Source organism: Paractinoplanes toevensis, assembly GCF_018332695.1.
Classification (GTDB): Bacteria; Actinomycetota; Actinomycetes; order Mycobacteriales; family Micromonosporaceae; genus Actinoplanes; species Actinoplanes toevensis.
On the sequence record NZ_BOQN01000021.1, the window covers coordinates 42,636 to 65,466 of the forward strand.

The following is a 22,831-nucleotide window of genomic DNA, read 5'->3' on the forward strand; positions in this document are numbered from 1 at the left end:
GCTCTCTTAGATCGAGGTACGAGGGTGGTGGGACGGCCGCAGGCGGGTTCGTTGCCGGACGAGCGCGCTGTGCAGATCAGGGGCGTCGATGACGACGATGATCCCGAGCAGGCCCGCGAAGAAGAGCTGCGATACGTACTGCGGTACAGCGGCGACCGCCACGATCTCGGCGAGCAACGCGACGGCCAGGATCCCGCCGAGCAGTCCCAGCGGGTGGCCCCGGCCACCGGCCAGGGAGACGCCGCCGAGCAGGGCCGCGGCGGCCGCCACGATCAGTGGCTGGACGCCGGGATCGGGGTTCGCCGATCCGAGGCTGAAGCTCAGCAGCGACCCGCCGAGCGCGGACAACACGCCGGAGGCCGCGAAGGTGCCCACGATCAGCCGGTCGACCCGGACCCCGGCGACGCGACCGGCCCGCCGGTCGCCGCCGATCGCGCGCAGTTCGCGGCCCCAGCGGCTCAGCGACAGGACGGCCGCCGCGGCGGCGAACAGGCCCAGCGTGATCAGGCTCCGCGGCGAGAAGTACGTGAGGACGGGCTGGTCGACCCAGAGGGTCACCGTCACGTTGGCGTAGGTCTTGGTGAGTCCGCCGGACAGGGCGCTGGTGAGCCCCAGCAGCGCGATGTAGGTCGCCAGCGTCACCGGCATCGACGGGATCTTCAGGCGTGCGATCAACCCGCCCTGGAGCAGGCCGACGGCCGCGCCGGCACCCAGCGCCGCCAGCAGCCCCCACGCCCAGTGCTGCTGGCCCGCCTGCACGGTCAGCATCCCGCCGAGCGCGTACGTTCCGACCACCGACAGGTCGAACTCGCCGGCGATCATCGTCAGCCCCAGCGCGAGGGTGAGCAGGCCCAGCCGGGCGAAGATCTGCAGTGTGTTGTAGACGTCGAACGAGCTGAGGGCCGTGTCGGTGTACGTCGGGATCAGCACGAACGCGATGATCGTGAGGACCAGCGCGGCCACCGGCAGCGAGGCCTCGGGCCGCCGGAAGGACGGTGGTTTCATGCGCGACTCCCTTCGGTACGCAGGTGCACGAGGACGACCACGACCAGGACGATGACTCCCTTGACCAGGATCTGGACGCCGGTCGAAGAGCCGCGCAGCAGCAGGATGTCGGACGCGGCGGCGATGAGGACCGCGCCCGCGAGCGTGCGCAGCGCGGAGCCACGCCCACCGGCGATCGGCGTACCGCCGGCCAGGACCGCCGCGATGGCGTCGAAGGTGAGCGTGCCGCCGAGGTTCACGTTCGCGGAGGTGTTGAAGGCGGCGGTGAACGCCGCGGTGACGGCGAACAACGCACCCGCGGCGAGCCAGGCCACCGCGGTCGTCCGGCCGACCGGCAGGCCGGCGGCCCGGGCGGCGCGGCGGTTCTCCCCGATGAGGTAGAGCGATCGCCCGAAGCCGGTCCGCCGCAGCGTCCACTGCACGATCAGGGCCAGCCCGATCAGGACGTAGACGCTGAGCGCCACGCCGCCGGGCGTCGCGTTCAGCCGGTCGTACCCGCCTCCGGTGGGCGAGACCGTCGAGCCGCCGCTGACGCCGGTCGCGATGCCGGTGATGGCGAAGCTGGCCGCGATGGTCAGCACCACCGGGTTCGCCGCGGCGTAGCCGACGATGGCGCCCTGGACGCCGGTGATCAGAATTCCGCACAGCACGGCGAGGGCCAGGGCCGGAACCAGGCCGAACGACTGCGCCGACAGGAAGATCATCCCGACGGCGGCCACGCTGGGCGAGATGGCCAGCGAGACCGCGGATCCGCCGATGGTGATCAGGGTCAGCCCGAGTGCCGCGATGCCGACCAGGCTGGCCGAGGTGAGGATGGCCTTGGCGTTGGCCACCGTCGCGAACCGGTGGGTGGTCAGGGCCAGCACGATCGCCGCCAGCACGGCGAGGAGAAGGACCGCGTCGATGACGAGCTCGGCCCGCGACCGGGACCGTCCGGGCCGGCGGATCGGCGCATCGGAACGGGGCGGGGCGGACATGACGTTCACCGTCGTTCCTCGGCCGGGGTCGCGGCGCCGTGCGTCATCTCCCGCAGCAGGACGGGGCCGGCCACGTCGCCGTCGTGCCGCCGCACGACCACGCCCTTGTGCATGGTGATCACGACGTCGGCGAGGTCGAGCAGCTCCTCCAGCTCGGTCGAGCTGAACAGCACGGTCATGCCCCGGTCGGCGGCGTCACGCAGCAGCACGTGGATCGCGGCGCGGCCGCCGACGTCGACGCCGCGGGTCGGGTCGTCGAGCAGCAGCACGCGGACGTCGGAGCGGCCGAGACCGCGCCCGACGAAGACCTTCTGCTGGTTGCCGCCGCTCAACGAACGCACGCTGTCGGCGGACCGCTTGCCGTCGAGACCGCACAGACCGACGAGACGGGTCAGTGCGGTCGACCATCGTTGCCGGTCGATCACGCCCCACCGGGTCACCGCCGGCAAGCGGGTGGCGAGCAGGTTCCAGCTGATCGGTTTGTCGAGGAACAGCCCTTCGGACTTGCGGTCGTTGGAGACGAACGCGATGCCGGCCCGGGTCGCGGCGATCGGGTGGCCGGGACGAACCGTGACCCCGTCGACCTCGATGTCGCCGGTCGCCGCCGGGACGAGGCCCGCGATCGCGCGCAGCACCTCGGAGGCTCCGGACCCGAGCTGGCCGGCCAGGGCGTACACCCGGCCCGGCCGGAGCCCGATGCTGAAGTCGTCGACCCGGCCGGCAACCGACAACCCGCTGACGTTCAGCACCTCGGCCGGCCCCTCGGCCTCCCGTCCGGTTCGCTTGCGGAGGCGGTGCGGCGCTTCGCCGAGCATCTGGACGATGAGGGAGTCGATGGTCAGGCCGGCCACCGCGGTGGTCGCCACCACCGCGCCGTCGCGCATGACGGTGACCCGGTCGCAGAGACCGAGCACCTCGCCGAGCCGGTGCGAGACGAAGAGGATGGCGCGGCCGGTAGCGGCCACGGCGCGGACCGCCGCGTAGACGTACTCACTCTCGACGTCGCTGAGCGTGGCCGTCGGTTCGTCGAGGATGAGCAGCCGGGCGTCCTGGCCGAGCGCCCGGGCGATCTCGACGAGCTGGCGCTCGCCGATGCCGAGCTCGGACAGTGGCTGATCGAGGTCGACGTGGCCCAGCCCGACGTTGTCGAGCAGCGCGCGCAACCGGGGGCCGGCGGCACGCCGCCGGTTGAGCCAGCCCGCCCGGAGGTCTCCGAGCATGAGGTTCTCGGCGACGGTGAGCGACGCCACGACGCTCAGTTCCTGGTCGACCAGGGCGACTCCGCTGCGCTGCGCCACCTGCCGGCTGTGCAGGTCGAGCCGGTCGCCTCCGATCCGGATCGCCCCCGCGTCCGGCGTCTCCTGGCCGGACAGCATCTTGACGACCGTGCTCTTGCCGGCGCCGTTGTGCCCGCACAGCGCGTGGATCTCGCCGGCGGCGATGCCGAACGACGCCCCGTGCACGGCCCGCGTGCTGCCGAAGCTCTTGGTGAGGTCGTCCACGCGGACCAGCTCCTCGCCGGTCGCACTCATGCCTTGCTGCACTGTTCCGCGAACTGCGCGACGTTCTCGGCGGTCACCCGCTCCTCCTTGACGAGTTCCTTCGCGGGAGGGTTCTGCTGGTTGAAGTACCGGATCACGTAGTCGGCGGTCTGCTCGGCGATGGTGCCCGGGTCCTCGGTCGCGGTGCCGTAGAGCGTGCCGGCCTTGATCGCGTCGATGCCGACCTTGAAGCAGTTGCTGCCGGTGACGACGAGGCCGGTCTTGCCGCCCACCGGGCAGCCGGCCTGCTTGGCCGCCGCGACGATCGGAAGCGCCTGGTAGTCCGCCATGCCGTAGGCACCCTGGATGCCCGAGCAGCCGTACTTGGCGAAGAGCTGCGTGGCGATCTTGCCGGACAGCGTCGGGTCCCAGTTGCCGTCCTGGATGTCCACCACCTTGTATTCCGGCGTCTTCGCCAACTCGGCGTCGAAGCCCTTCATCCGGTCCTGGGCCGCGAAGCCGGACTTGGTGCCGGTGATCGCGATGAGGTTGCCGGAGTTCCGGCCCTGCGCTTTCAGACCCTCGACCAGGTTCTGCGCGGCGGCCGTGCCGAGCGCCTCGCTGTCCGAGAGGACCTGCATGACGTCCGCGTCGACCGAGGGGTCCGGACGCCCGTCGAAGACGAGCACCGGAATGCCGGCCTGCTTGGCCTTCTTGATCGGCACCACCGTCGACGACGTGTCGAGGAGAGCGGCGACGATCAGGTCGGGCTTGTTGGAGATGGCCTGGTTGAAGTTGGTCACCGCGGTGCCGGGGTCCATCGTCGTGAGGTCGACGACCTTCACGCCCTGGGACTCGAGCTTGGGGACGAACACGCCGTTGAAATAGGCGCCCCAGGGGTTGTCCTTGCCGTAGCCGACGAAGTTGACGGTCTTGCCCTCGAGCCCCGCCGCTCCGGCGGTGTCGCCGCCGCCGGAGGAGCTGCCGCCGCCGCAGGCAGCGGTGACGAGCAGGACAACGGCCAGAGCCGCGGCGAGCTTCATCGAGGCCGGCAGGCGACGTATCAAATCTGAATGAATCATGAGCGACTCCCGATTCGCGCCTTACTTGTGAGGCCTGTCACACCTCCGTTCCGGGAACCTTAAGAGGGCGGCGACTCGCCAGTGAGGGAAGATCATCACACTGTTCGGAGCAAATCGGTGGGGTAGGCATCCACCCCAAGAGGGGAAGGCCGACGATGAACGTCGATCTCACGTCCTACCGGATCCGCCGGGAGCGCGAGCTCAGCTCGTTGTATGCGACCGCCCGGTCACTGACCGCCCTCGGGGAACTGGACGCCGTCCTGGACTCGATCGTTCACCAGGCCCACGAGCTGATCGGCACCGATTTCACGTACCTCTCGCTGCTCGGGACGGACGGCGAGCTGACGCTGAAGGCGTCGGAGGGCACCATCTCCTCGGCGTTCAACCATGCCCGCGTCCCGTCCGGAACCGGCGTCGGCGGTCTGGTCATCGCCACCGGCGCCCCGGCCTGGGTCAGCAACTACCTCGAGGCCGGCGACGTACCGCACGACCGGACGTTCGACGGCCTGGTCATTCCGGAAGGCATGGTCGCGCTGCTCGGCGTACCCCTGCTGGTCGGTGAGGAGGTGATCGGCGTCCTGTTCGCCGCCGACCGCACCGAACGGCCCTTCGAACCCGACGAGGTCGCGCTCTTCAGCGCCTTCGCCGACCACGCGGCCATCGCCTTGAACAACGCCCGGCTGTACGACGAGAGCCGGGCGGCGTTTCGCACCATCGAGCGCCAGGTGGCGATGATGGAGCGAGCCCAGGCCGTTCACGAATCGCTCACCCGGGTGGTGCTGACCGGGGGCGGCGCCGACGACATCGCCCGGCTGCTGGTCGACCACCTGCGGGGTGCGGTCACGGTCTTCGACCGGGCCGGCGCCGTCACCGCCCGATGCTCGCTCGACCCGGAAACCGGGAACACCGCGCAGCGGCCGTCACCGGACGCGGTCGAGCAGGCCCGTCAGTCCGGCCGGTGGGCGACCACCACCGACAGCACCGGCCTCTGGCACAGCGCGGCGGCGATCCAGGCCGGCGACACCCACCTCGGCGCGCTCCTGCTCACCCGGCGCCAGGAGCCCAGCCCGGTCGACACCCGCACCCTCGAGCGCGCGGCTCAGATCATGGGCCTGCTCATCCTCAAGGAGACCGCCGTCGCGGAAGCCGAGGAACGGGTCAGCGGCGAGCTGCTGACCGAACTGCTCGTCTCCGCGCCACCGGTGACGCCCGCCCAGCGCGCCCGGGCGCACGCCCGCGGCATCGACCTCACCGCGCTGAACGTCATCGTCGTCGCGCAGTCCGAGACGAGGACCGTGCCGGAGGTCAGCCGTCGCCTCTACGCCCTGTCCGCGGAATGGAAGGGGCTGGCCGGCGAACATCTCGGCCGCGCCGCACTGCTCGCCACGGCTTCGGATCCGGCCCGGCTCGCCGAAACGGTGCACGGTCGCCTTCGCCGGGAGCTCGGATCGCCGGTACGAGTCGTGGCCGAGGCGGTCACCGGCCACCATTGGGGACCGGCGTTCGACATCGCCGGCAAATGCTGTGACCTCATGCGGATCCTGGGCGTGACCGACCAGGGGGCCACGACCGAGTCGTACGCGATGTTCGCCCTGCTGTTCGACACCGAGCGCGCGACGGACCTGCACCGGTTCCTCGACAACGCGCTGGAACCGCTCCTGACCCACGACACCCGACGGTCGACGCAACTGGTGGCCACCCTGTCGGCCTACTTCGGCAACGCCGGCAACGTCACCCGGACCGCCGCCTCGCTCCACGTGCACGTGAACACCCTGCTCAAGAGACTCGACCGGGTCGACAACATCCTCGGAAAGGGCTGGCGCGATCCCGATCGGGCCCTGCAGCTGCAGGTGGCACTCCGGCTCCACGATCTGCGCGCTCAACTGGGCCAGTAAGCGGGCTTTTGTTCCTCAGGGCAAAAGTTCTTACTGAATCTTCAAAAGATATCGACAGCATGTGGCGTAGGTCATACGGTGTGCATACACCTTGGTCTATCCATCTCGGACTCGTCGCCGTGCGGTCCGGGGTGGAAGCGGGCGCGACGGCGCGCGCCCCGCCTGACTTCTCTCCCAGTCAGGAAGGGGTTCCACAATCGTGTTTGTCCTTCGAGAAGCCGTTGCCGCCACCGCGGCGGCGATCGTCACGATGTCGGTGTTCATGGCCGCCCCGGCGGCCGCCCACGAGATCAACGCCGGCGACTTTCAGCAGGTCACGCTGGCCAAAGGCGAGCCGGAGGTCGGCGAGCCGATGAGCCTCGCGGTGCTGCCCGACCGGTCGGTGCTGCACACCGCCCGCAACGGCACGCTGCGCCGCACCGACGCCGCCGGCACCACCGGCGTCGTCGGCACGCTCCCGGTCTACAACCACGACGAGGAGGGCCTGCAGGGCGTCGGGGTCGACCCCGGGTTCGCCACCAACCGGTTCATCTACCTCTATTACGCGCCGCCGCTGAGCACGCCGGCCGGTGACTCGCCGGACAGCGCCGCCGACTTCTCGGCCTGGCAGGGCGTCAACCGGCTGTCCCGCTTCACCCTGACCGCGGACTGGAAGCTCAGCGCCGAGAAGACCATCCTCGACGTGCCCGCCAGCCGCGGCATCTGCTGCCACGTCGGCGGCGACATCGACTTCGACGCGGCCGGCAATCTGTACCTGTCCACCGGCGACGACAGCAACCCTTCCAGTCCGACGGGTACTCCCCGATCGACGAACGCACCGACCGCAACCCGGCCTTCGACGCCCAGCGCAGCGCAGGCAACACCAACGATCTGCGCGGCAAGATCCTCAGGATCAAAGTCGACACCGACGGAACGTACGCGGTGCCGGCCGGCAACCTGTTCGCGCCCGGCACCGCCCGGACCCGCCCCGAGATCTACGCCATGGGCTTCCGCAACCCGTTCCGGATGAGCGTCGACCGGGCGACCGGCACCGTCTACGTCGGCGACTACGGCCCGGACGCGGGTGCGAGCTCCGGGCGCGGACCGTCCGGGCAGGTCGAGTTCAACCGGATCACCGCACCCGGCAACTTCGGCTGGCCCTACTGCACCGGCACCAACACCAGCGCCGAGACGTACGCCGAATGGAACTTCGCCGGCAACACCGCCGGCGCCAAGTACGACTGCGCGGGCGGCCCCACCAACAACTCGTTCCGCAACACCGGCCTGGCCACGCTCCCACCGGCCCAGCCCGCCTGGATCCGCTACGCCGGGGACGCCGGCAGCCCGCCCGAGTTCGGCGGCGGGTCGGAGTCGCCGATGGCCGGCCCGGTCTACCACTACGACGCCGCCAACCCGGCCGGCACCAAGTTCCCGCAGTCACTCGACGGGCACTTCTTCGCCGGCGAGTTCGGCCGCGGCTGGATCAAGCCGATCCATCTGAACGCGAACGGCTCGATCCAGGAGATCGCCGACTTCCCGTGGAACGGCAAGCAGGTCATGGACATGGCGTTCGGACCGGACGGCTCGCTGTACGTGCTCGACTACGGCACCGGCTACTTCAACGGCGACGCCAACTCGGCGCTGTACCGCTACGACTACGTCGGCGGCGGCAACCGCAGTCCGACCGCGGTGGCCGGTGCGAGCGTGACGTCCGGCCAGGCGCCGCTGACGGTGGCGTTCTCGTCCGCCGGGTCCAGCGACCCCGAGGGCGGGGCGCTGACCTACGCCTGGAACTTCGGCGACGGTTCGACGTCGACCGCGGCGAACCCGTCGCACACTTTCACCGCCGATGGGGCGTACACCGTGACCTTGACCGTGACCGACCCGCAGGGCGCGACCGGGACGGGCGGGGTGCAGATCGGTGTCGGCAACACCGCACCGACGGTACGGATCACCACCCCCGGCAACGGCCGGCTGGTGAGCTTCGGCGACACCGTGCCCTACACGATCGTGGTGAGCGACCCGGAGGACACGACGATCGACTGCACCCGGGTCAAGATGACCTACGTGCTCGGTCACGACCAGCACGGCCACCAGATCACCTCGGCCACCGGTTGCACCGGGTCGATCACCATCCCGGTCGACGGGGAGCACGACGCGGCCGCGAACATCTTCGCGATCTTCGACGCCGAGTACACCGATTCCGGCGGCCTGATCACCCACACCCAGCACACGTTGCAGCCGCGGCACCGGCAGGCCGAGCACTTCAAGGCTTCGTCCGGCATCGCCACCTTCGCCAAGGCGCCGGCCGAGGGCGGCCGGACGGTCGGCAACATCGACAACGGCGACTGGATCTCGTTCGATCCGTACCAGCTGGTCAACGCGACCGGGTTCAGTGCCCGCGTCTCCTCGGCCGGGGCCGGCGGCACCATCCAGATTCGCGCCGGCTCACCGACCGGCACCGTGCTCGGCTCGGCGACCGTGCCGGTGACCGGCTCGTGGGAGGTGTTCACCGACGTCAGCGGTGCGATGAGCGCGCCGCCCGGCGGCACCCAGACGCTGTACCTGACCTTCGCCGGCGGCGCCGGGGCACTGTTCGACGTGGACGCGTTCACGTTCACCACCACGGGCACCGGTTCCGTGGCCGGCTTCGCCGGTAAGTGCCTGGACATCGCCGGCGGCGGCGCCACCGACGGCACCAAGATCCAGCTGTACACCTGCAACAGCACGGCCGCGCAGAACTGGACGATCAGCGGCCAGGTCTGGCGCAACCCCAGCTCCGGCAAGTGCCTGGACGTCGCCGGCGGCGGCACCGCCAACGGCACCAAGGCCCAGCTGTGGACCTGCAACGGCAGCGCCGCCCAGAACTGGGTGGCCCAGGCCGACGGCACGGTCAAGAACCCCCCATCCGGGCGATGCCTGGACGTCTCCGAGGTCAAATCCACCGACGGTCAGCAGATCCACATCTGGGACTGCCTGGGCGCCGCCAACCAAAAGTGGATCTTGCCGTGATCCCCCGTGAGGAGCGCCGCATGCGCAAACTTCTGGGCACCGCTCTCATCGCCCTCGCCATGATCGTCCCCGCCACTCCCGCGTCGGCCGCCGACCAGGCCTACGACGTACTCGTCTTCAGCCGGACCGCCGGCTTCCGGCACGATTCGATCGCGGCCGGCATCCAGGCCGTACGCGAGCTCGGCGCCGCCGGCAACTTCACCGTGACCGCCACCGAGGACGCCGCCGCCTTCACCACGGCCGGTCTGAACCAGTACGAGGCGGTCGTCTTCCTCAACACCACCGGCGACGTGCTCGACGCCACGCAGCAGACGGCCTTCGAGGCGTACATCCGGAATGGGGGTGGTTTTGCCGGTGTGCACGCCGCCGCCGACACCGAATACGACTGGCCGTTCTACGGCCAACTCGTCGGAGCGTGGTTCGCCTCGCATCCGGCCATCCAGCCGGCCGCGGTCCGGATCGAGGACCGGGCCACCGCGGCCACCGCCCATCTGCCACAGACCTGGAACCGCACCGACGAGTGGTACAACTTCCGCACCAACGTCCGCGACACCGCGCACGTGCTGGCCACCCTCGACGAGTCGTCGTACTCCGGCGGCGGCATGGGCACCGACCATCCGCACATCTGGTGCAAGACCCTGGACTCCGGCCGCTCCTTCTACACCGGCGCCGGTCACACCATCGAGTCGTACGCCGATGACGGTTTCCGCCGCATGCTGCTGGGCGGCATCCGGTACGCGGCCGGCCGCTCGCACGCCGACTGCCGGCCCGAGACCGGCTACGCACCGCTCTACAACGGCTCGACCGCGGGCTGGTCGCAGGCCGGTCCGGGCAGCTTCACCAACGCCGACGCCACCTTGTCCTCCACCGGCGGGATGGGCCTGTTCTGGTACAGCGCCCGGCAGTTCACCGACTACTCGCTCAAGCTGGACTGGAAGATGACCGGCGACGACAACTCGGGCGTCTACGTCGGCTTCCCCGCCTCTACCGATCCGTGGTCGGCGGTCGACAACGGCTACGAGATCCAGATCGACGCGACCGACACCCCGGACCACACCACCGGTTCGATCTACGGGTTCCAGGCCGCCGACATCGCCGCCCGCGACGCCGCGCTCAATCCGCCCGGCGAGTGGAACGCCTACGAGATCCGGGTCGAGGGCGAGCACTTGCAAGTTTTCCTCAACGGATCGAAGATCAACGATTTCACCAACCCCGATCCGGTACGCTCATTGGCCGGTTACGTGGGCCTCCAGAACCACGGCGACGCCGACCACGTGTCGTTCCGCAACGTGCGGATCAAGGAGCTGACCGGCGCCGGACCAGTGGTCGGTTTTGCCGGCAAGTGCCTGGACGTGAACGGGGCCGGCACCGCCGACGGCACCAAGATCCAGCTGTGGACCTGCAACAACACCGGCGCCCAGCGGTGGTCGGTCAGCGGGCAGGTGTGGCGCAACCCCAGCTCCGGCAAGTGCCTGGACGTCGCCGGCGGCGGCACCGCCAACGGCACCAAGGCCCAGCTGTGGACCTGCAACGGCAGCGCCGCCCAGAACTGGACCGCCCAAGCCGACGGCACCGTCCAGAACCCCCGCTCCGGACGATGCCTGGACGTCTCCGAGGTCAAATCCACCGACGGCCAGCAGATCCACATCTGGGACTGCCTGGGCGCCGCCAACCAGAAGTGGTCTCCACCACCGTCGGCGGTCAGACCGTAGCGATCGTGTAGGCCACCTCGCCGACCAGTTCGCGGGCGAGGAAGCCGGTGCGGCCGAAACGGGGCGCCAGTCGCTGACCGCTGACGGCGTGCGTGTAGGCGCCCCAGCAGGCGGCCTGAGCCGGGTCGGCGCCGCGGCCGAGCAGGCCGGCGACGATGCCGGCCCTGGCGTCCCCGCTGCCCGAGGTGCCCAGCCCGGCGTCGCCGCTCTCCTCGCGCCAGGCCGAGCCGTCCGGGTCCGCGATGTGGCCGTAAAGCGAGACCACCGCCCGGTACCGACCGGCCAGCTCCCGGGCGGCCGCGGCCAGGTCGTCGCCGGGGTCGCGGCCGAGCAGGTGGGCCGCCTCGGTCACGTTCGGGGTGAGCACCGCCCGGCGCTGCCGGAGCAGGCCGGGCTCCTTGCTCAGGGCGCCGAGCGCGTACGCGTCCAGCACGACCGCCGCGTCCTCCCCCGCCGCGCCCAGGATCGTCCGCATCAGTTCGGTGGTCTGCCCGATGTCGTCCAGGCCCGGACCGATCGCGACGACGTCGGCGTCGCGGGCCAGCTCCAGCACCTCCTCGGGCGGCCCGTCGTCCTCGGCCGGCAGGCCGAGGACCCGGGCTTCCGGTACGGCGATGCTCAGCGGGACGGCGCTCTCGTCGGCCACCACGAGTTGCAGGCGGCCGGCGCCGGCCCGCAGTGCGGCCACCCCGGCCAGCAGGACGGCGCCCGGGTTGAACCGGGAGCCGCCCACCACCAGGACGGTGCCGCGGGACTGCTTGTCGCCGCCCGGCTCGGGCAGCGGCCAGCGCCGCAGCAGGTGCGGCGTGATCACCTGCTCGTCAGTGACGCCGGGCATCGACGGCCTCCTGCCGGGTCACCGGTGCGTCCTCGACGACCAGATGCCGGATGTCGTTGAAGGTCTCCGGCATCAGCTTGCCCTCGGTCCGCCGCCACGTGCTCACCGAGCAGTTGGCGATGGTGACCTCGCGGGCGATGGCCATCAGTGCGGCCTCGTCCAGATCCTCCACCAGGTATCTGGTCAGCATCACGAGCGCGTCGTGGGCGAACAGCACCACCCGGCCGTCCGGCTGATCCGCGCGCAGATCACGCAACAGCGAGCGGAGCCGCAGCAGCACATCGGACCAGGACTCGCCGCCCGGCGGCCGGTAGTAGAACTTGCCGAGCCGGGCCCGCCGCCGAGCCTCGTCCGGCAGCCGGGCCGCGACGCCGCGGGCCGTCAGCAGGTCGAGAACGCCGAGTTCCCGGTCGCGCAACCGCTCGTCGACGCGCACCTGGACCGGCAGGTCGGCCAGCGCGATCTGCGCGGTCTCGCGGGCCCGCAGGTAGGGCGACAGCACGGCGATGGTGGGGCGGCGGTCGGCCAGCATCCGGTCGAAGTAGCCCTTCAACGCCGTCGCCTGCTCGCGACCCGTGTCGGACAGCGGCACGTCGGCGTCCCGCTCCGGGATGTCGATCAGCTCGGCGCCGGCGGCCTCCGCGGCCTCAGCGGCCACGTTTCCGGTGCTCTGCCCGTGCCGCACCACGGCCAGCCACCTCAGCGGGTCCTGGATCGGAGCGCCCGCAAGCTTCTGATCAGGTCGCATGGCGATCACCGGTCCCGCGAATCATGGCAGCCACGGAAATTCACTCCTCACGAAGTAGGGTCCGCCAGACATTGCCCATCTCGTTTCCCCACAAACTGACCATGGCCCGTGACCCCGCCACGAAAGTGTTCGCTCGGGTGCTCGCCGCATCGATCGCCGGCCGCACCCCAGGACTGACAAGGGTCGTCCGGCCGTGCTTTCCTCAGCGCATGACCCGTCCAACCATGAACGCGGAGGAATGGGAACGGCCCAGGCCGACGGCCGAGCAGCGCCGGGCGGACCTCTGGATCGGTCTCGGCGTGGTCGCCGTTGCCATGCTCAACGTCGTCGTCACCCGCAGCGCGGGCGTGCTGGCGACCGAGCGGGCTCCCGGCGTCGCCGAGCAGATCGCGTGGTCGATCGCCACCACCCTGCCGCTCGCCTGGCGCCGCAAACACCCCGAGCTGGTGGCCGTCGTGGTCGCCCTCGCCTTCATCGGCGGGCAGCTCCGGCTGGCCCAGGAGCAGCAGATCGCCTCCGGTGCGCTCTTCGCCGCCATCTACACCCTCGGCGCCTGGGGCCGGAACCGGCGCCGCTCCCGCGTCCTGCGCCTGGGGATCATCGCGGCGATGTTCCTCTGGCTCAACGTCGCGTTCGTGATGTCGCACGATGAGATCATGGCCGGCCGGCATCCGGGCGCCTCCGGTGAGCTGCCGGTCATCTGGTCGTTCCTGGTGTTCCTGACGATCGTCAACGTGGGCTTCTTCGGGTTCGGCTACCTGATGGGCGATGCGGTGTGGCAGAGCGCCCGGCGGCAGCACCGGCTGGAGACCCAGGCCGCCGAGTTACGTGCCGCGCAGGGCGTTGCCGAGGAGCGCGCGGTCATCGGCGAACGGGTCCGGATCGCCCGCGAGCTGCACGACGTCGTCGCCCACCACGTGTCGGTGATGGGCATCCAGGCCTCCGCCTGCCGCCGGGCGCTGGACCGCGACCCGGCCCGGGCCCGCAACGCGCTCTCCACCATCGAGGAGGGCGCCCGGACGGCGGTCGACGAGCTCCGGCGGATGCTCGGCGCGCTGCGCGCCCCGTCCGGCCCGGCCGAGGACGCCGTGACCGGCGTCGACCTCGACCACGCCGCTGATCTGGTCGAGAGCGCACGGCAGGCGGGCGTCCGAACCCAATTCGGGGTGTACGGCGAGCCGGTGCCCGTGCCGGAATCGGTGTCCCGGGCCGCGTACCGGATCGTGCAGGAGGCCGTGACCAACACGCTCAAGCACGCCGGCGCCGCCGCCCTCGACGTCCGGATCCGTTACCTCGCCCGGGAGCTGGAGATCGACGTCTCGGACGACGGCCGGGGCGGCCCGGCGACGATCGGCGGGATGGGCCTGATCGGCATGCGGGAGCGGGTGGCCATCCACGGCGGCACGCTGGAGTACGGCCCACGCTCCGGCGGCGGCTTCCGGGTGCGCGCCCGCATCCCGTACGCGCGAGAGCTGGCCAGCAAATGATCCGGGTCCTTCTCGCGGACGACCATCAACTGGTACGCACCGGTTTCCGGGTGATCCTGGAGATGGAGCCCGACATGACGGTGGTGGGCGAGGCCGCCGACGGCGAGGCCGCGGTGGAGCTGGCTCTCCGGCTGCGCCCCGACGTCGTGCTGATGGACGTGGAGATGCCGGAGGTCAACGGGCTGGAGGCCACCCGCCGGATCGCCGCGGAGGGCGGCCCGTCGGTGCTCATCCTCACCACGTTCGACCACGACGACTACCTGTTCGAGGCGCTTCAGGCCGGTGCGAGCGGGTTCCTGCTCAAGAACGGCACTCCGGAGGCGCTGATCGAGGCGGTACGGGTGATCGCCGCGGGGGACGCGCTGCTCGCCCCGGCGATCACCCGGCGCGTGATCGCCGCGTTCTCCGCGCCCCGGCCCCGCGTCCCGGAGCCGGGTGTGCGGCTCGACGAGCTGACCCCGCGCGAGCACGAGGTGCTGGTGCTGCTGGCCGGGGGTGCCACTAACGCCTAGATCGCGGCCGGCCTGCACCTCGGCGAGACCACCGTGAAGACGCACGTGAGCCGGGTGCTGATGAAGCTCGGCGCCCGGGACCGGACTCGGGCCGTCGTGCTCGCGTACGAGCTGGGGGTGGTCCGCCCCGGGACGTGAGGTCATCCGCGAGGAGGACCCCGCCGGGTCCTCCCCCGGCCGGACGACGCACCCGGTCCGTCCCGCCTACGTTGATCCCATGACCACCACCGTGCTCGAAGTCGGGGCCGTCGACCGGTCGTTCGGTGACCGGCAGGTCCTCAAGGACGTGTCCTTCTCCGTGGCGGCCGGGCGCCTCACCGGCTTCGTCGGCGCGAACGGCGCCGGCAAGACCACCACCATGCGCATCATCCTGGGCGTGCTCGCCGCCGACTCGGGCACCGTGACCTGGCGCGGCGTGCCGGTCACCCGGCAGGCCCGGCAGCGCTTCGGCTACATGCCGGAGGAACGCGGGCTCTACCCCAAGATGACCGTCGCCGACCAGGTGGTCTACCTGGCCCGCCTGCACGGCCTGACCGCCGCTGACGCGCGCCGGCGCACCACCGCCCTGCTGGACCGCCTGGAGCTGGGCCCGCGGGCCGGTGACCCGGTGGAGAAGCTGTCGCTCGGTAACCAGCAGCGGGTGCAGATCGCCGCGGCGCTGGTGCACGACCCGGAGCTGCTCGTGCTCGACGAGCCGTTCTCCGGCCTGGACCCGCTCGCCGCCGACTCCGTGGTCGCGGTGCTGCGGGAGCGGGCCGCCGCCGGGGCCGCGGTGCTCTTCTCCAGCCACCAGCTGGAACTCGTCGAGCGCCTCTGCGACGACCTGGTGATCATCGCGGACGGCAACATCCGGGCCGCCGGCTCCCGCGACGAGCTGCGCGGCCGGCACACCCTTCCCCGGTACGCGATCGAGGTCGATGCCGACGCCGGCTGGCTGCGCGATGAGCCCGGCGTCACGATCGTCGACCTGGACGGCGCACACGCGGTCGTGGAGCTTGCTTCGGGCACCGACGACCAGCATGTACTCCGGGCCGCGCTGGCCCACGGCCAGGTCCGGTCGTTCGGGCCGGTACGCCCCTCGCTCGCCGAAATCTTCCGAGAGGTGATCAAGTGACCACGTTCGCCGCCGCCCGGCTGGTCCTCGGCCGCGAGATCCGGGCCAAGCTGCGGGACAAGGCGTTCCTGTTCAGCACCGTCTCCTTCCTCCTCATCATCATCGCGTCGATCGCCATTCCGACCCTCCTCGACGGCGGTCCCACCAAGGTCGCGGTGGCCGACAGCGGCTCCGGCCAGGCGCTGCGGCAGGCCGGTTTCGCGATCGTGGAGGTCCCGGACGCGGCCGCCGCCGAACGGTTGGTCCGCGACGGCGACGTGGAGGCGGCCGTCGTGCCCGGGCCCGGCGTGATCGCCCTGGACGAGAGGCCGGACGAGGTGGTGGAGGCGCTCAGCACGGCGCCGGAGGTGCAGTTGCTCGACGAGCTCCCGTACAACCCGGCGCTGGCGATCCTCGTGCCGCTGGCGATCGCGATGCTCTGCTACCTCACCTCGCTCCTCTTCGGTCTGCAGATCGCGCAGAGCGTGGTCGAGGAGAAAGCGACCCGGATCGTGGAGATCCTGGTCTCCAGCGTGTCGCCCCGGGCCCTGCTGGCCGGCAAGGTCGCCGCCATGTCCATCCTGGCCTTCGCCCAGATCGCGCTGCTGGCGGTGGTGACCGTGGTGGGGCTGAAAGTGACCGGCAGCGACGCGGGCCTGCTCGACGTCATCGCGCCGGCGCTCGGCTGGTTCCTGCCGTTCTTCGTGCTCGGCTTCGTCATGCTGGCCACGATCTGGGCCGGTGTGGGCGCGCTCGCCGCCCGGCAGGAGGACCTCGGCAGCACCTCCGGAACCGCGCAGATGGTCGTACTCATCCCGTTCTTCGCGGTGATCTTCCTGCGCGACAACCCGGCCGCGCTGACGGTGCTCTCCTACGTCCCGCTCTCCTCGCCCATGGCCATGCCCATCCGGATCTTCCAGCAGGACGCGGCGGGCTGGGAGCCGTTCGTGGCGCTCGGGATCGTCGCCGTCACGGCGGCCCTGCTGCTCGCGGTCGGCGCCCGGATCTACGAGGGCTCGCTGCTCCGCACCAACACGCGGACCTCGATCGCGGCGGCCTGGAAGACTCGCTCGACGGCCGGCTGACCTCGACATATTCCCCAAAAGTACACACCCGCGACGCCCGTCACAATTACTGTATTTGCGACATTTGGTGCTGCGCAGTTGAGGATACTTTTCGCGACCGGACCAGCCGCCGTGAAGAGGAAGCCGCAGCGTTGCCCCAGTCGCTCGTCGAGTCCGCGAACCCGATCACGATCGTCGCCGCGAGCCTCGTGCTCTGCGCGGTGCTCGCGGCGGTGCTGCGGCGCAAGGTCAAGCCGGTCGTCGAGGCCGCCGGCCGGGCCGTGCTCGACCGGATGGGACCGCGCCTACCGGCCGGCCTGCGCCGGGTGGCCGGCCGGTGGTACGAGCGGACCGACGCCGCCACCATTCGCTCCGTCCTGGTGGCGGCGATCGCCGCCGGCATCGCCTGGTTCGCGGCCGAGACGCTGCATCTGGTCGGCGCGGTCACCGCGTCGATCTCGGCGATCCTGTCGGTGCATCTCAGCTCGCACGCCTCGGTGCGGGAGGGCACCCGGCGACTGGTCGGCACCCTCGCCGGAGTCGGCTTCGCGGTAAGCGTCTGGGGTGCCTTCGGCCCGAGCCCGGTGTCGATCGCCATGATCGCCGGGTGCGGGCTGATCGTCGGCCGGCTGTTGCGCCTGGGCGACGGTGCGGTCACCGTGCCGGCGACCTCACTGGGCGTCCTGGTCGCCAGCAGCACCGTCACCGGTACGGTCGCCTGGGAGCGGGTCGCCGCGACGGGCCTGGGCATCGTGATCGGCATCATTCTGTCGCCGCTGGTCGGCGGGATGACGCCGCTGGAACGGGCGCACTGCAAGCTGGCGTACCTGTCCACCGAGATCGCGCGACTGCTCGGCGACCTCGGGGCCGGTGCGGCCCGCGGGTACGGCCGGGACCAGGCCACCCAGTGGCTGGCGCGGTCCCGGGCGCTCGGCGAGACCCTCGGCGAGGCGGTCGACGCCGTGGAGGATCTCGACCGGCAGGCCCGCTGGTCACTGACCACCCCGATCGCCGAGGTCGCCCCGGTGCACCACACATTCCGCGTCCTCGAGCACGGGGTGCACCAGGTCAACTCGGTGGCACGGTCGATGTTCGACGCCGCCGCGACACCGAACCACCCCGGCGTACCCGACGAGATCGGACCGCTGCTCGCGGCCGCCTCGGAGGCGTTCGCCGCCCACGCCGCCCTGGAGACGGACCCGGACGCCAACCCCACCGAGGACGCCGACACCCTGGAAGACCTGCTCGACGGCCTGCGCGAGGTGCGCCGGCAGACGTTGCACAAGATGCGCACGCAGATCGACGACACCGGGGTGCTGGTCCTGACCGGCTCGATCATCACCGACATCGACCGGATGACGGGATCGCTGGAGCGGTCGGCGCCGGCGCTCACCGTCGGTACCCGGGAAACCGGCCCGGGCATCCCGGCGGTCTCGGAGGTCGTACCGGTCGTCCGGAGCTTCTGGGAGAAGGCAGTGGTCCCCAAGGCCGAGACCGACCGCTGAGACCGTTCAGCCACCCACTCCACCTCCCACGCCGCCCTGCAGCTACTGGCCAGTGGGGCCGCGCGGCCCCACGAACAGGCCGGGGCGGAGCAGCACTAGAGATCTTCTCGGGTGGGGTCTCGCCGTTGTCCATAAAGGACAGAAACCCAGCCCCAACTTCGGTGCGCTTTCAAACCTTTTTCCGTACGGGCCGGCTCAGTCCCGTGGCACACGGTCCCGGCCGGTGCAACTCACCCTCCGCGCGCCCGCTGCGGTCGGACCCGGCCCAAGCCCGCAACCCACCCCGCCCACCGGCCGGCAGCACTTCCACCCTGACCACCCAGTGATCAGAAGAACATGACATGCCGCCTACGCCCTACGCCGACAGCGCGATCAGACGCGATCTTGTGGACTTTCCGCGAGGACAGAGCGGCAACTCCACAAGATCTGCGATGCCGGGGCGCACGACGTGGCATCGATGGGTCGAACGCGTATAAAACACCCTTCCGGGCAGAGCGGCGCGCACGGGTGAGCAGCGCAAGGCGTTGCCGCGCGAGGGCTGAGTGCGTGGGTCATTGCGCGAAGGTCGCGGCACATGCTGGTGTGGCACGCTGCTTGCGGGGTGGCGGCGGTCGGGGATGTTGCGGTTGGCGAGGGTGTCGCCCGTACCGGAAAGTGGGTTTGATTCTCGCGACCCCGACCTCTGTCTAGACATAGATCCTCTGCGCGACGCGGGGACCGGCCGATCCGGCCACCCCACCGGTCAGTCCCGGACCAGACCGATCAGGCGGTCGAGGACGTGATCGCCCGCGATGCCCAGGCCGTTGTGCAGGTACTCATCGGTCAGCCACCGGCGCATGCCAGGTAGAAGGTCGGCCGTCTCCTCCGAGAACTGCCGGGTGACGTACGGGTCATCGGCGTAGATCACGGCGGCGCAGGGCACGTCGACGCCGGTCAGCACCTCAGCGTCGTAAAGACGCGGCCAGTCATGTTCGGCGATCGCCTCGGCGACTGCACGATAGGGACGTAGCCCGGCCACGTCCTCGAAGTGCCACGGGAACAGGTGCTCGGCGGTCAGCAGGAGCGATTCGCCGCGGAAATCCTCCGGTTGGACGCGTTCAGCCGACCACCGGGTCGCACCTCCGTCGGCATAGCTGGACTCGTGGACCACGGCGTACAGCGGGTTGCGGGCGTCGAACGGCATCATCGCGACGGCATCATGCCGGAAGGCGGGCGCGGCGAAATCGAGCTCCAGCAGGTGATGCAGCTTCTCCGCGCCACCGTTCATCCCCAGTACGGCGCCGACGGTACGCATCAGACGCCGGGAGATCGGCTCGCCGTCGGGGCTGCGGATCTCACCGGCGTCGCACCGGTCGAGTAGTTCTGCGAGTCGGGCGGCATCCCGCGGGAACCTGCGGTGAAAGCGATGGTTCAGCACCCGGGTCATCTCGAAGGCCGCCGAGTAGACGCTGTCGGTGGCGAGCCCGACCGGTGGCAGGCCACCGGTGAAGAACACCTCCCGCAGACTGTCGGGTAACACCGACAGGTAGTGCAGGGCACAGTATCCGCCGAAGGACTGACCGAGCAGGGTCCAGCGCCGAGCGCCCAGGTGTTCGCGCAGGCATTCGGCGTCCCGCACGATCGCGTCGGCCCGGAAGTGGCGAAGGTATTCGGCGTCCGCGGTCGGGTCCGGACCGGGCGACCCGTACGGCGTGGAACGTCCGGTGCCGCGCTGATCGAGCATGACGACCCGGTAATCCCGCAGCGCCCGGCCCAGCCACGACGGGGACATCGGCCGGCTGGACGGACGCGGCGCTTCGTGTCCGGGGCCGCCCTGAAGATAAACCAGATACGGCCGGTCCGAGCCGTCGTCGGCCGCGATCTCCCGCGCGTACACCTCGATGGTGGGCCCGTCGGCGCGGTCATGGTCGAGCGGAACCGTCATGACATGGTCGGTCAGCCGCATCCCGGGATCGTACGGCGGCGATGACGATCTCGCTGCCCAGCCGGCGCACCTGCGGGCAAAGGGGCGGCCGATCCAGATGCGACGCAGCGCGGGTCTAGAGTGGACGGATGTTGGGTGTCGTCGCGATCGCGCTCGGTGGGCCCGAAGTGTTGCGAGTGACCGAGTTGCCCGAGCCTGCGGCCGGGCCCGGGCAGGTGCTCGTGCGGGTCCGCGCGGTGTGTGTGCACCCGGCCGACGTGGCGGCCACCACCGGGAAGATCCCCGGCGGGCCGGTGTCGCCGCCGTTTCTGCCGGGCTGGGACATCGCCGGTGAGGTGGCCTCGGTCGGCCCCGGCGCGGAGCAGTTCCAGGTCGGTGATCGCGTCGTCGGGATGATCCCGTGGTATCTGACACGGGGCGCGCCCGGCGGCTACGCCGAATTCGTGGCGGCCGACGTGGGCTGGCTGGTGCCGTTGCCGGACGGGCTCGACTTCGCAGCCGCGGCCACGGTGCCGCTGAACGCACAGACCGCGCACCAAGGGCTGGCACTGGTGTCGGCGGGCGGGTCCCCGGTCGGCAGCATTCTGGTCACCGGGGCCGGCGGTGGTGTCGGCGGCTTCGTCACCCAGCTGGCCGTTCGGGGCGGCTACCGCGTCCTGGCCCAGGCCGGCGACGGGGATGAGGAATGGGTGCGCGGTCTCGGCGCCCACCAAGTCGTTTCCCGCTCGGCCGATCCGGCGGAGGCCGGGCCGGTGGCCGCGGTGTTCGACGCGGTTCCGGTCGGCGCGGCGGCGGCCGCCGCCGTCGAGGACGGCGGGGTCGTGGTCACCACCCGGCCCACGCCGCCGATCGTTCCCGCCCGTGGTGTGCGCCAGGAGGTGCAACTCATCCGGCTCGACCGCGAACTGCTGGCCGACCTGGTGGGACAGGTGGCGGCGGGGCTGCTACGCACCCGCGTGGCGGCCACCATGCCGTTGACCGAGGCGGCCGAGGCGCACCGGCGCGTGCTGGCCGGCGGCCTGCGCGGCAAGCTCGTGCTGACCCTGGGCTGAGCAACGGCCGGGTCAGGTGTCGGCGCGAGCGAGGGGGAAGCCGGTCTCCAGGTAGGTGATGGCCTGGTTGACCGACGCGACACCGGCCGGCTCGCCGTGCAGAGCAGCGAGGACGGCACCGGTCAGCGCACCGGTGAAGATGCGCGCCTCGAACCGGTCCGAGCCGGGCGGCAGCCGGTCCACGAGTGCTTCGGCCAGCGCGGTGACTACCCGCCTCAGCTCATCGAGCTGGGCTCGGCGGAGCTCCGGGACGGTGTCGATCAGCCGGCGGCGCTGGTCTTCCCGGTCACGTTCCAGGCGGGCCAGCCCGGCCGCCACGGCCTGGCGGAACGCGGTGACCGGCGCCGCGTGGGCGGGCTGTTCGGCGAGGGCGGTGAGCATGGTTGCCTCGAGGTCGTCGGCGAGAACGAGGCGTTCCTTGGTGGCGAAGTAGCGGAAGAACGTGCTCGGCGAGATGTCGGCGGCCGCGGCGATCTGCTCGGTGGTCGTCGGGCCGTAACCCTGTTCGGCGAAAAGGCGCAGTCCTTCGGTACGGATACGGGCGCGGATCTGCTCCTTCTTGCGGGCTCGAAGGCCCACGGGGGTGGACTCAGCCGACATGCGGGACTCCCACCAGCTGCTCGGTGAGTTCCCACAGCCTGCGCTGCTCGGCGGGGTCGGCGCCGGGTGGCACCGGGGTCAGCTGTTTTCCGGTACGGGCGGAGAAGTAGCCGCCGGTGCACGCGGCCAGTGCCGGGTCGGTGGCCAGGCGGACTATTCCGGAGGTGCCTCGCCGTGGATCACCGACGCGGAGCGACCGCAGAACCTTCTCCAGGGCGGCGGCGAACCGCAGTTCGCGGCCGAGGCCGGTGACGTTGAAGCCGGGGTCGAGGGCGTTCGCCGTCACTCCGGTTCCGGACAGCCGGCGCGCCAACTCGGCCGAGAACATGATGTCCAGCAGTTTCGTCCGGCCGTAGATCGCCGACGACTGCCGGGCGTTGAACGGTGCGGTATCGGTCAGGTCGTCGGGCAGGGTGAGCACGCCGTGCCGGCGCGATGCCTCGGAGGCCACGGTGACGACCCGGGCCGGCGCGGAGGCGATGAGCGTCGACCGCAGCACCGAGGTCAGCACCCAGGGCGCGAGGTAGTTGACCACCATCATCTCCGGAAGCCCGGCCCGGGTGGTCCGCGGCGCGAAGGCGTGCAGCCCGGCGTTGTTGATGAGTACGTCGATGCGGGCGTACCCGTTCGCGATCTGCTCGCCCGCCCGGCGCACCTGGTCCAGGTCCGTGAGGTCGGCCAGAACGACCTCGGTGGCGCCGCCCGGTGCCGCCTCCTCGATCCGGGCGACGGTGGCGTCGGCCCTCTCGGCGCTGCGGGCCAGAAGGACCAGCGAGAAGCCTCGACGGGCCAGATCGATCGCCGCAAGTTCACCGAGTCCGCTGGTGGCGCCGGTGATGACGGCCGTGGGAGTTTCCATGAATTG

General features: G+C 70.9%; 16 protein-coding genes and 2 pseudogenes. 9 read left to right on the plus strand and 9 right to left on the minus strand.

The window, feature by feature from the left end; translation table 11 throughout:
- Window positions 1-6: 6 nt before the first annotated feature.
- The 4 genes from Ato02nite_RS08435 to Ato02nite_RS08450 are packed head-to-tail and all read right to left on the minus strand — an operon-like array spanning window position 7 to window position 4,545.
- Window positions 7-1,005, minus strand: coding sequence for an ABC transporter permease (locus Ato02nite_RS08435; protein ID WP_213005850.1), 999 nt, complete (start codon window positions 1,003-1,005; stop codon window positions 7-9).
- Window positions 1,002-1,982 carry an ABC transporter permease gene (locus tag Ato02nite_RS08440; protein ID WP_213005851.1) on the minus strand — a complete coding sequence of 327 codons (981 nt, stop codon included), beginning with the start codon at window positions 1,980-1,982 and terminating at the stop codon, window positions 1,002-1,004. The genes Ato02nite_RS08435 and Ato02nite_RS08440 overlap by 4 nt, the downstream gene beginning before the upstream one ends.
- Window positions 1,983-1,987: 5 nt before the next feature.
- Window positions 1,988-3,514: a sugar ABC transporter ATP-binding protein gene (locus tag Ato02nite_RS08445; RefSeq protein WP_213005852.1), complete on the minus strand. Its 1,527-nt coding sequence runs from the start codon at window positions 3,512-3,514 to the stop codon at window positions 1,988-1,990.
- Window positions 3,511-4,545, minus strand: a complete 1,035-nt coding sequence (locus tag Ato02nite_RS08450; protein WP_213005853.1) for a sugar ABC transporter substrate-binding protein — start codon at window positions 4,543-4,545, stop codon at window positions 3,511-3,513. Before Ato02nite_RS08450 ends, Ato02nite_RS08445 begins: the two co-directional genes overlap by 4 nt.
- 155 nt (window positions 4,546-4,700) lie before the next feature.
- Here Ato02nite_RS08450 and Ato02nite_RS08455 point away from each other — a divergent pair, with 155 nt between their 5' ends.
- From Ato02nite_RS08455 to Ato02nite_RS08465, 3 genes and pseudogenes are all read left to right on the plus strand, one after another.
- Window positions 4,701-6,440 (plus strand): helix-turn-helix domain-containing protein, encoded by a 1,740-nt coding sequence (locus Ato02nite_RS08455; RefSeq protein ID WP_213005854.1) that lies wholly within the window; start codon window positions 4,701-4,703, stop codon window positions 6,438-6,440.
- Between the two features lie 250 nt (window positions 6,441-6,690).
- Window positions 6,691-9,431: pseudogene (locus Ato02nite_RS08460) on the plus strand (PQQ-dependent sugar dehydrogenase).
- 20 nt (window positions 9,432-9,451) lie between these two features.
- Window positions 9,452-11,143 (plus strand): ThuA domain-containing protein, encoded by a 1,692-nt coding sequence (locus Ato02nite_RS08465; protein WP_213005855.1) that lies wholly within the window; start codon window positions 9,452-9,454, stop codon window positions 11,141-11,143.
- Here Ato02nite_RS08465 and Ato02nite_RS08470 read toward each other — a convergent pair.
- Window positions 11,133-11,981 (minus strand): NAD(P)H-hydrate dehydratase, encoded by an 849-nt coding sequence (locus Ato02nite_RS08470; RefSeq protein WP_213005856.1) that lies wholly within the window; start codon window positions 11,979-11,981, stop codon window positions 11,133-11,135. The two genes, Ato02nite_RS08465 and Ato02nite_RS08470, sit on opposite strands and share 11 nt — an antisense overlap.
- Window positions 11,965-12,729, minus strand: a complete 765-nt coding sequence (locus Ato02nite_RS08475) for a histidine phosphatase family protein (protein ID WP_213005857.1) — start codon at window positions 12,727-12,729, stop codon at window positions 11,965-11,967. Before Ato02nite_RS08475 ends, Ato02nite_RS08470 begins: the two co-directional genes overlap by 17 nt.
- Before the next feature lie 209 nt (window positions 12,730-12,938).
- On the opposite strand from Ato02nite_RS08475, the gene Ato02nite_RS08480 reads away from it, so the two are divergent.
- The 5 genes and pseudogenes from Ato02nite_RS08480 to Ato02nite_RS08500 all read left to right on the plus strand — a co-directional run bounded on the left by Ato02nite_RS08480 (window position 12,939) and on the right by Ato02nite_RS08500 (window position 18,390).
- Window positions 12,939-14,216 (plus strand): sensor histidine kinase, encoded by a 1,278-nt coding sequence (locus tag Ato02nite_RS08480; protein ID WP_213005858.1) that lies wholly within the window; start codon window positions 12,939-12,941, stop codon window positions 14,214-14,216.
- Window positions 14,213-14,866: pseudogene (locus Ato02nite_RS08485) on the plus strand (response regulator). Before Ato02nite_RS08480 ends, Ato02nite_RS08485 begins: the two are co-directional and overlap by 4 nt.
- Before the next feature lie 79 nt (window positions 14,867-14,945).
- On the plus strand, window positions 14,946-15,842 hold the full coding sequence (locus Ato02nite_RS08490) for an ABC transporter ATP-binding protein (RefSeq protein ID WP_213005859.1): 897 nt from the start codon (window positions 14,946-14,948) through the stop codon (window positions 15,840-15,842).
- Complete coding sequence (locus Ato02nite_RS08495) at window positions 15,839-16,906, plus strand: ABC transporter permease (protein ID WP_213005860.1); 1,068 nt, start codon at window positions 15,839-15,841, stop codon at window positions 16,904-16,906. Before Ato02nite_RS08490 ends, Ato02nite_RS08495 begins: the two co-directional genes overlap by 4 nt.
- A gap of 131 nt (window positions 16,907-17,037) precedes the next feature.
- Window positions 17,038-18,390: an FUSC family protein gene (locus Ato02nite_RS08500; protein WP_213005861.1), complete on the plus strand. Its 1,353-nt coding sequence runs from the start codon at window positions 17,038-17,040 to the stop codon at window positions 18,388-18,390.
- Between the two features lie 742 nt (window positions 18,391-19,132).
- Here Ato02nite_RS08500 and Ato02nite_RS08505 read toward each other — a convergent pair.
- Window positions 19,133-20,335: an alpha/beta fold hydrolase gene (locus Ato02nite_RS08505; RefSeq protein ID WP_213005862.1), complete on the minus strand. Its 1,203-nt coding sequence runs from the start codon at window positions 20,333-20,335 to the stop codon at window positions 19,133-19,135.
- 107 nt (window positions 20,336-20,442) lie between these two features.
- On the opposite strand from Ato02nite_RS08505, the gene Ato02nite_RS08510 reads away from it, so the two are divergent.
- Window positions 20,443-21,366 (plus strand): NADP-dependent oxidoreductase, encoded by a 924-nt coding sequence (locus tag Ato02nite_RS08510; protein WP_213005863.1) that lies wholly within the window; start codon window positions 20,443-20,445, stop codon window positions 21,364-21,366.
- 12 nt (window positions 21,367-21,378) lie between these two features.
- Here the strand turns inward: Ato02nite_RS08510 and Ato02nite_RS08515 are convergent, their stop codons facing one another.
- Both Ato02nite_RS08515 and Ato02nite_RS08520 read right to left on the minus strand, forming a co-directional pair.
- Entirely contained in the window at window positions 21,379-21,966 is a 588-nt protein-coding gene (locus Ato02nite_RS08515) for a TetR/AcrR family transcriptional regulator (protein ID WP_213005864.1), read from the minus strand.
- Window positions 21,956-22,825, minus strand: a complete 870-nt coding sequence (locus Ato02nite_RS08520; RefSeq protein ID WP_213005865.1) for an SDR family NAD(P)-dependent oxidoreductase — start codon at window positions 22,823-22,825, stop codon at window positions 21,956-21,958. The genes Ato02nite_RS08515 and Ato02nite_RS08520 overlap by 11 nt, the downstream gene beginning before the upstream one ends.
- Window positions 22,826-22,831: the final 6 nt, after the last annotated feature.

Excerpts from the sequence above, each read along its gene's own strand:
- Ato02nite_RS08490 (WP_213005859.1), top strand. The coding sequence starts at position 14,946 with ATGACCACCACCGTGCTCGAAGTCGGGGCCGTCGACCGGTCGTTCGGT.
- Ato02nite_RS08470 (WP_213005856.1), bottom strand. The coding sequence starts at position 11,981 with ATGCCCGGCGTCACTGACGAGCAGGTGATCACGCCGCACCTGCTGCGG.
- Ato02nite_RS08465 (WP_213005855.1), top strand. The coding sequence starts at position 9,452 with ATGCGCAAACTTCTGGGCACCGCTCTCATCGCCCTCGCCATGATCGTC.
- Ato02nite_RS08440 (WP_213005851.1), bottom strand. The coding sequence starts at position 1,982 with ATGTCCGCCCCGCCCCGTTCCGATGCGCCGATCCGCCGGCCCGGACGG.
- Ato02nite_RS08480 (WP_213005858.1), top strand. The coding sequence starts at position 12,939 with ATGACCCGTCCAACCATGAACGCGGAGGAATGGGAACGGCCCAGGCCG.
- Ato02nite_RS08520 (WP_213005865.1), bottom strand. The coding sequence starts at position 22,825 with ATGGAAACTCCCACGGCCGTCATCACCGGCGCCACCAGCGGACTCGGT.
- Ato02nite_RS08435 (WP_213005850.1), bottom strand. The coding sequence starts at position 1,005 with ATGAAACCACCGTCCTTCCGGCGGCCCGAGGCCTCGCTGCCGGTGGCC.
- Ato02nite_RS08475 (WP_213005857.1), bottom strand. The coding sequence starts at position 12,729 with ATGCGACCTGATCAGAAGCTTGCGGGCGCTCCGATCCAGGACCCGCTG.
- Ato02nite_RS08445 (WP_213005852.1), bottom strand. The coding sequence starts at position 3,514 with ATGAGTGCGACCGGCGAGGAGCTGGTCCGCGTGGACGACCTCACCAAG.
- Ato02nite_RS08450 (WP_213005853.1), bottom strand. The coding sequence starts at position 4,545 with ATGATTCATTCAGATTTGATACGTCGCCTGCCGGCCTCGATGAAGCTC.
- Ato02nite_RS08505 (WP_213005862.1), bottom strand. The coding sequence starts at position 20,335 with ATGCGGCTGACCGACCATGTCATGACGGTTCCGCTCGACCATGACCGC.
- Ato02nite_RS08515 (WP_213005864.1), bottom strand. The coding sequence starts at position 21,966 with ATGTCGGCTGAGTCCACCCCCGTGGGCCTTCGAGCCCGCAAGAAGGAG.
- Ato02nite_RS08455 (WP_213005854.1), top strand. The coding sequence starts at position 4,701 with ATGAACGTCGATCTCACGTCCTACCGGATCCGCCGGGAGCGCGAGCTC.
- Ato02nite_RS08510 (WP_213005863.1), top strand. The coding sequence starts at position 20,443 with ATGTTGGGTGTCGTCGCGATCGCGCTCGGTGGGCCCGAAGTGTTGCGA.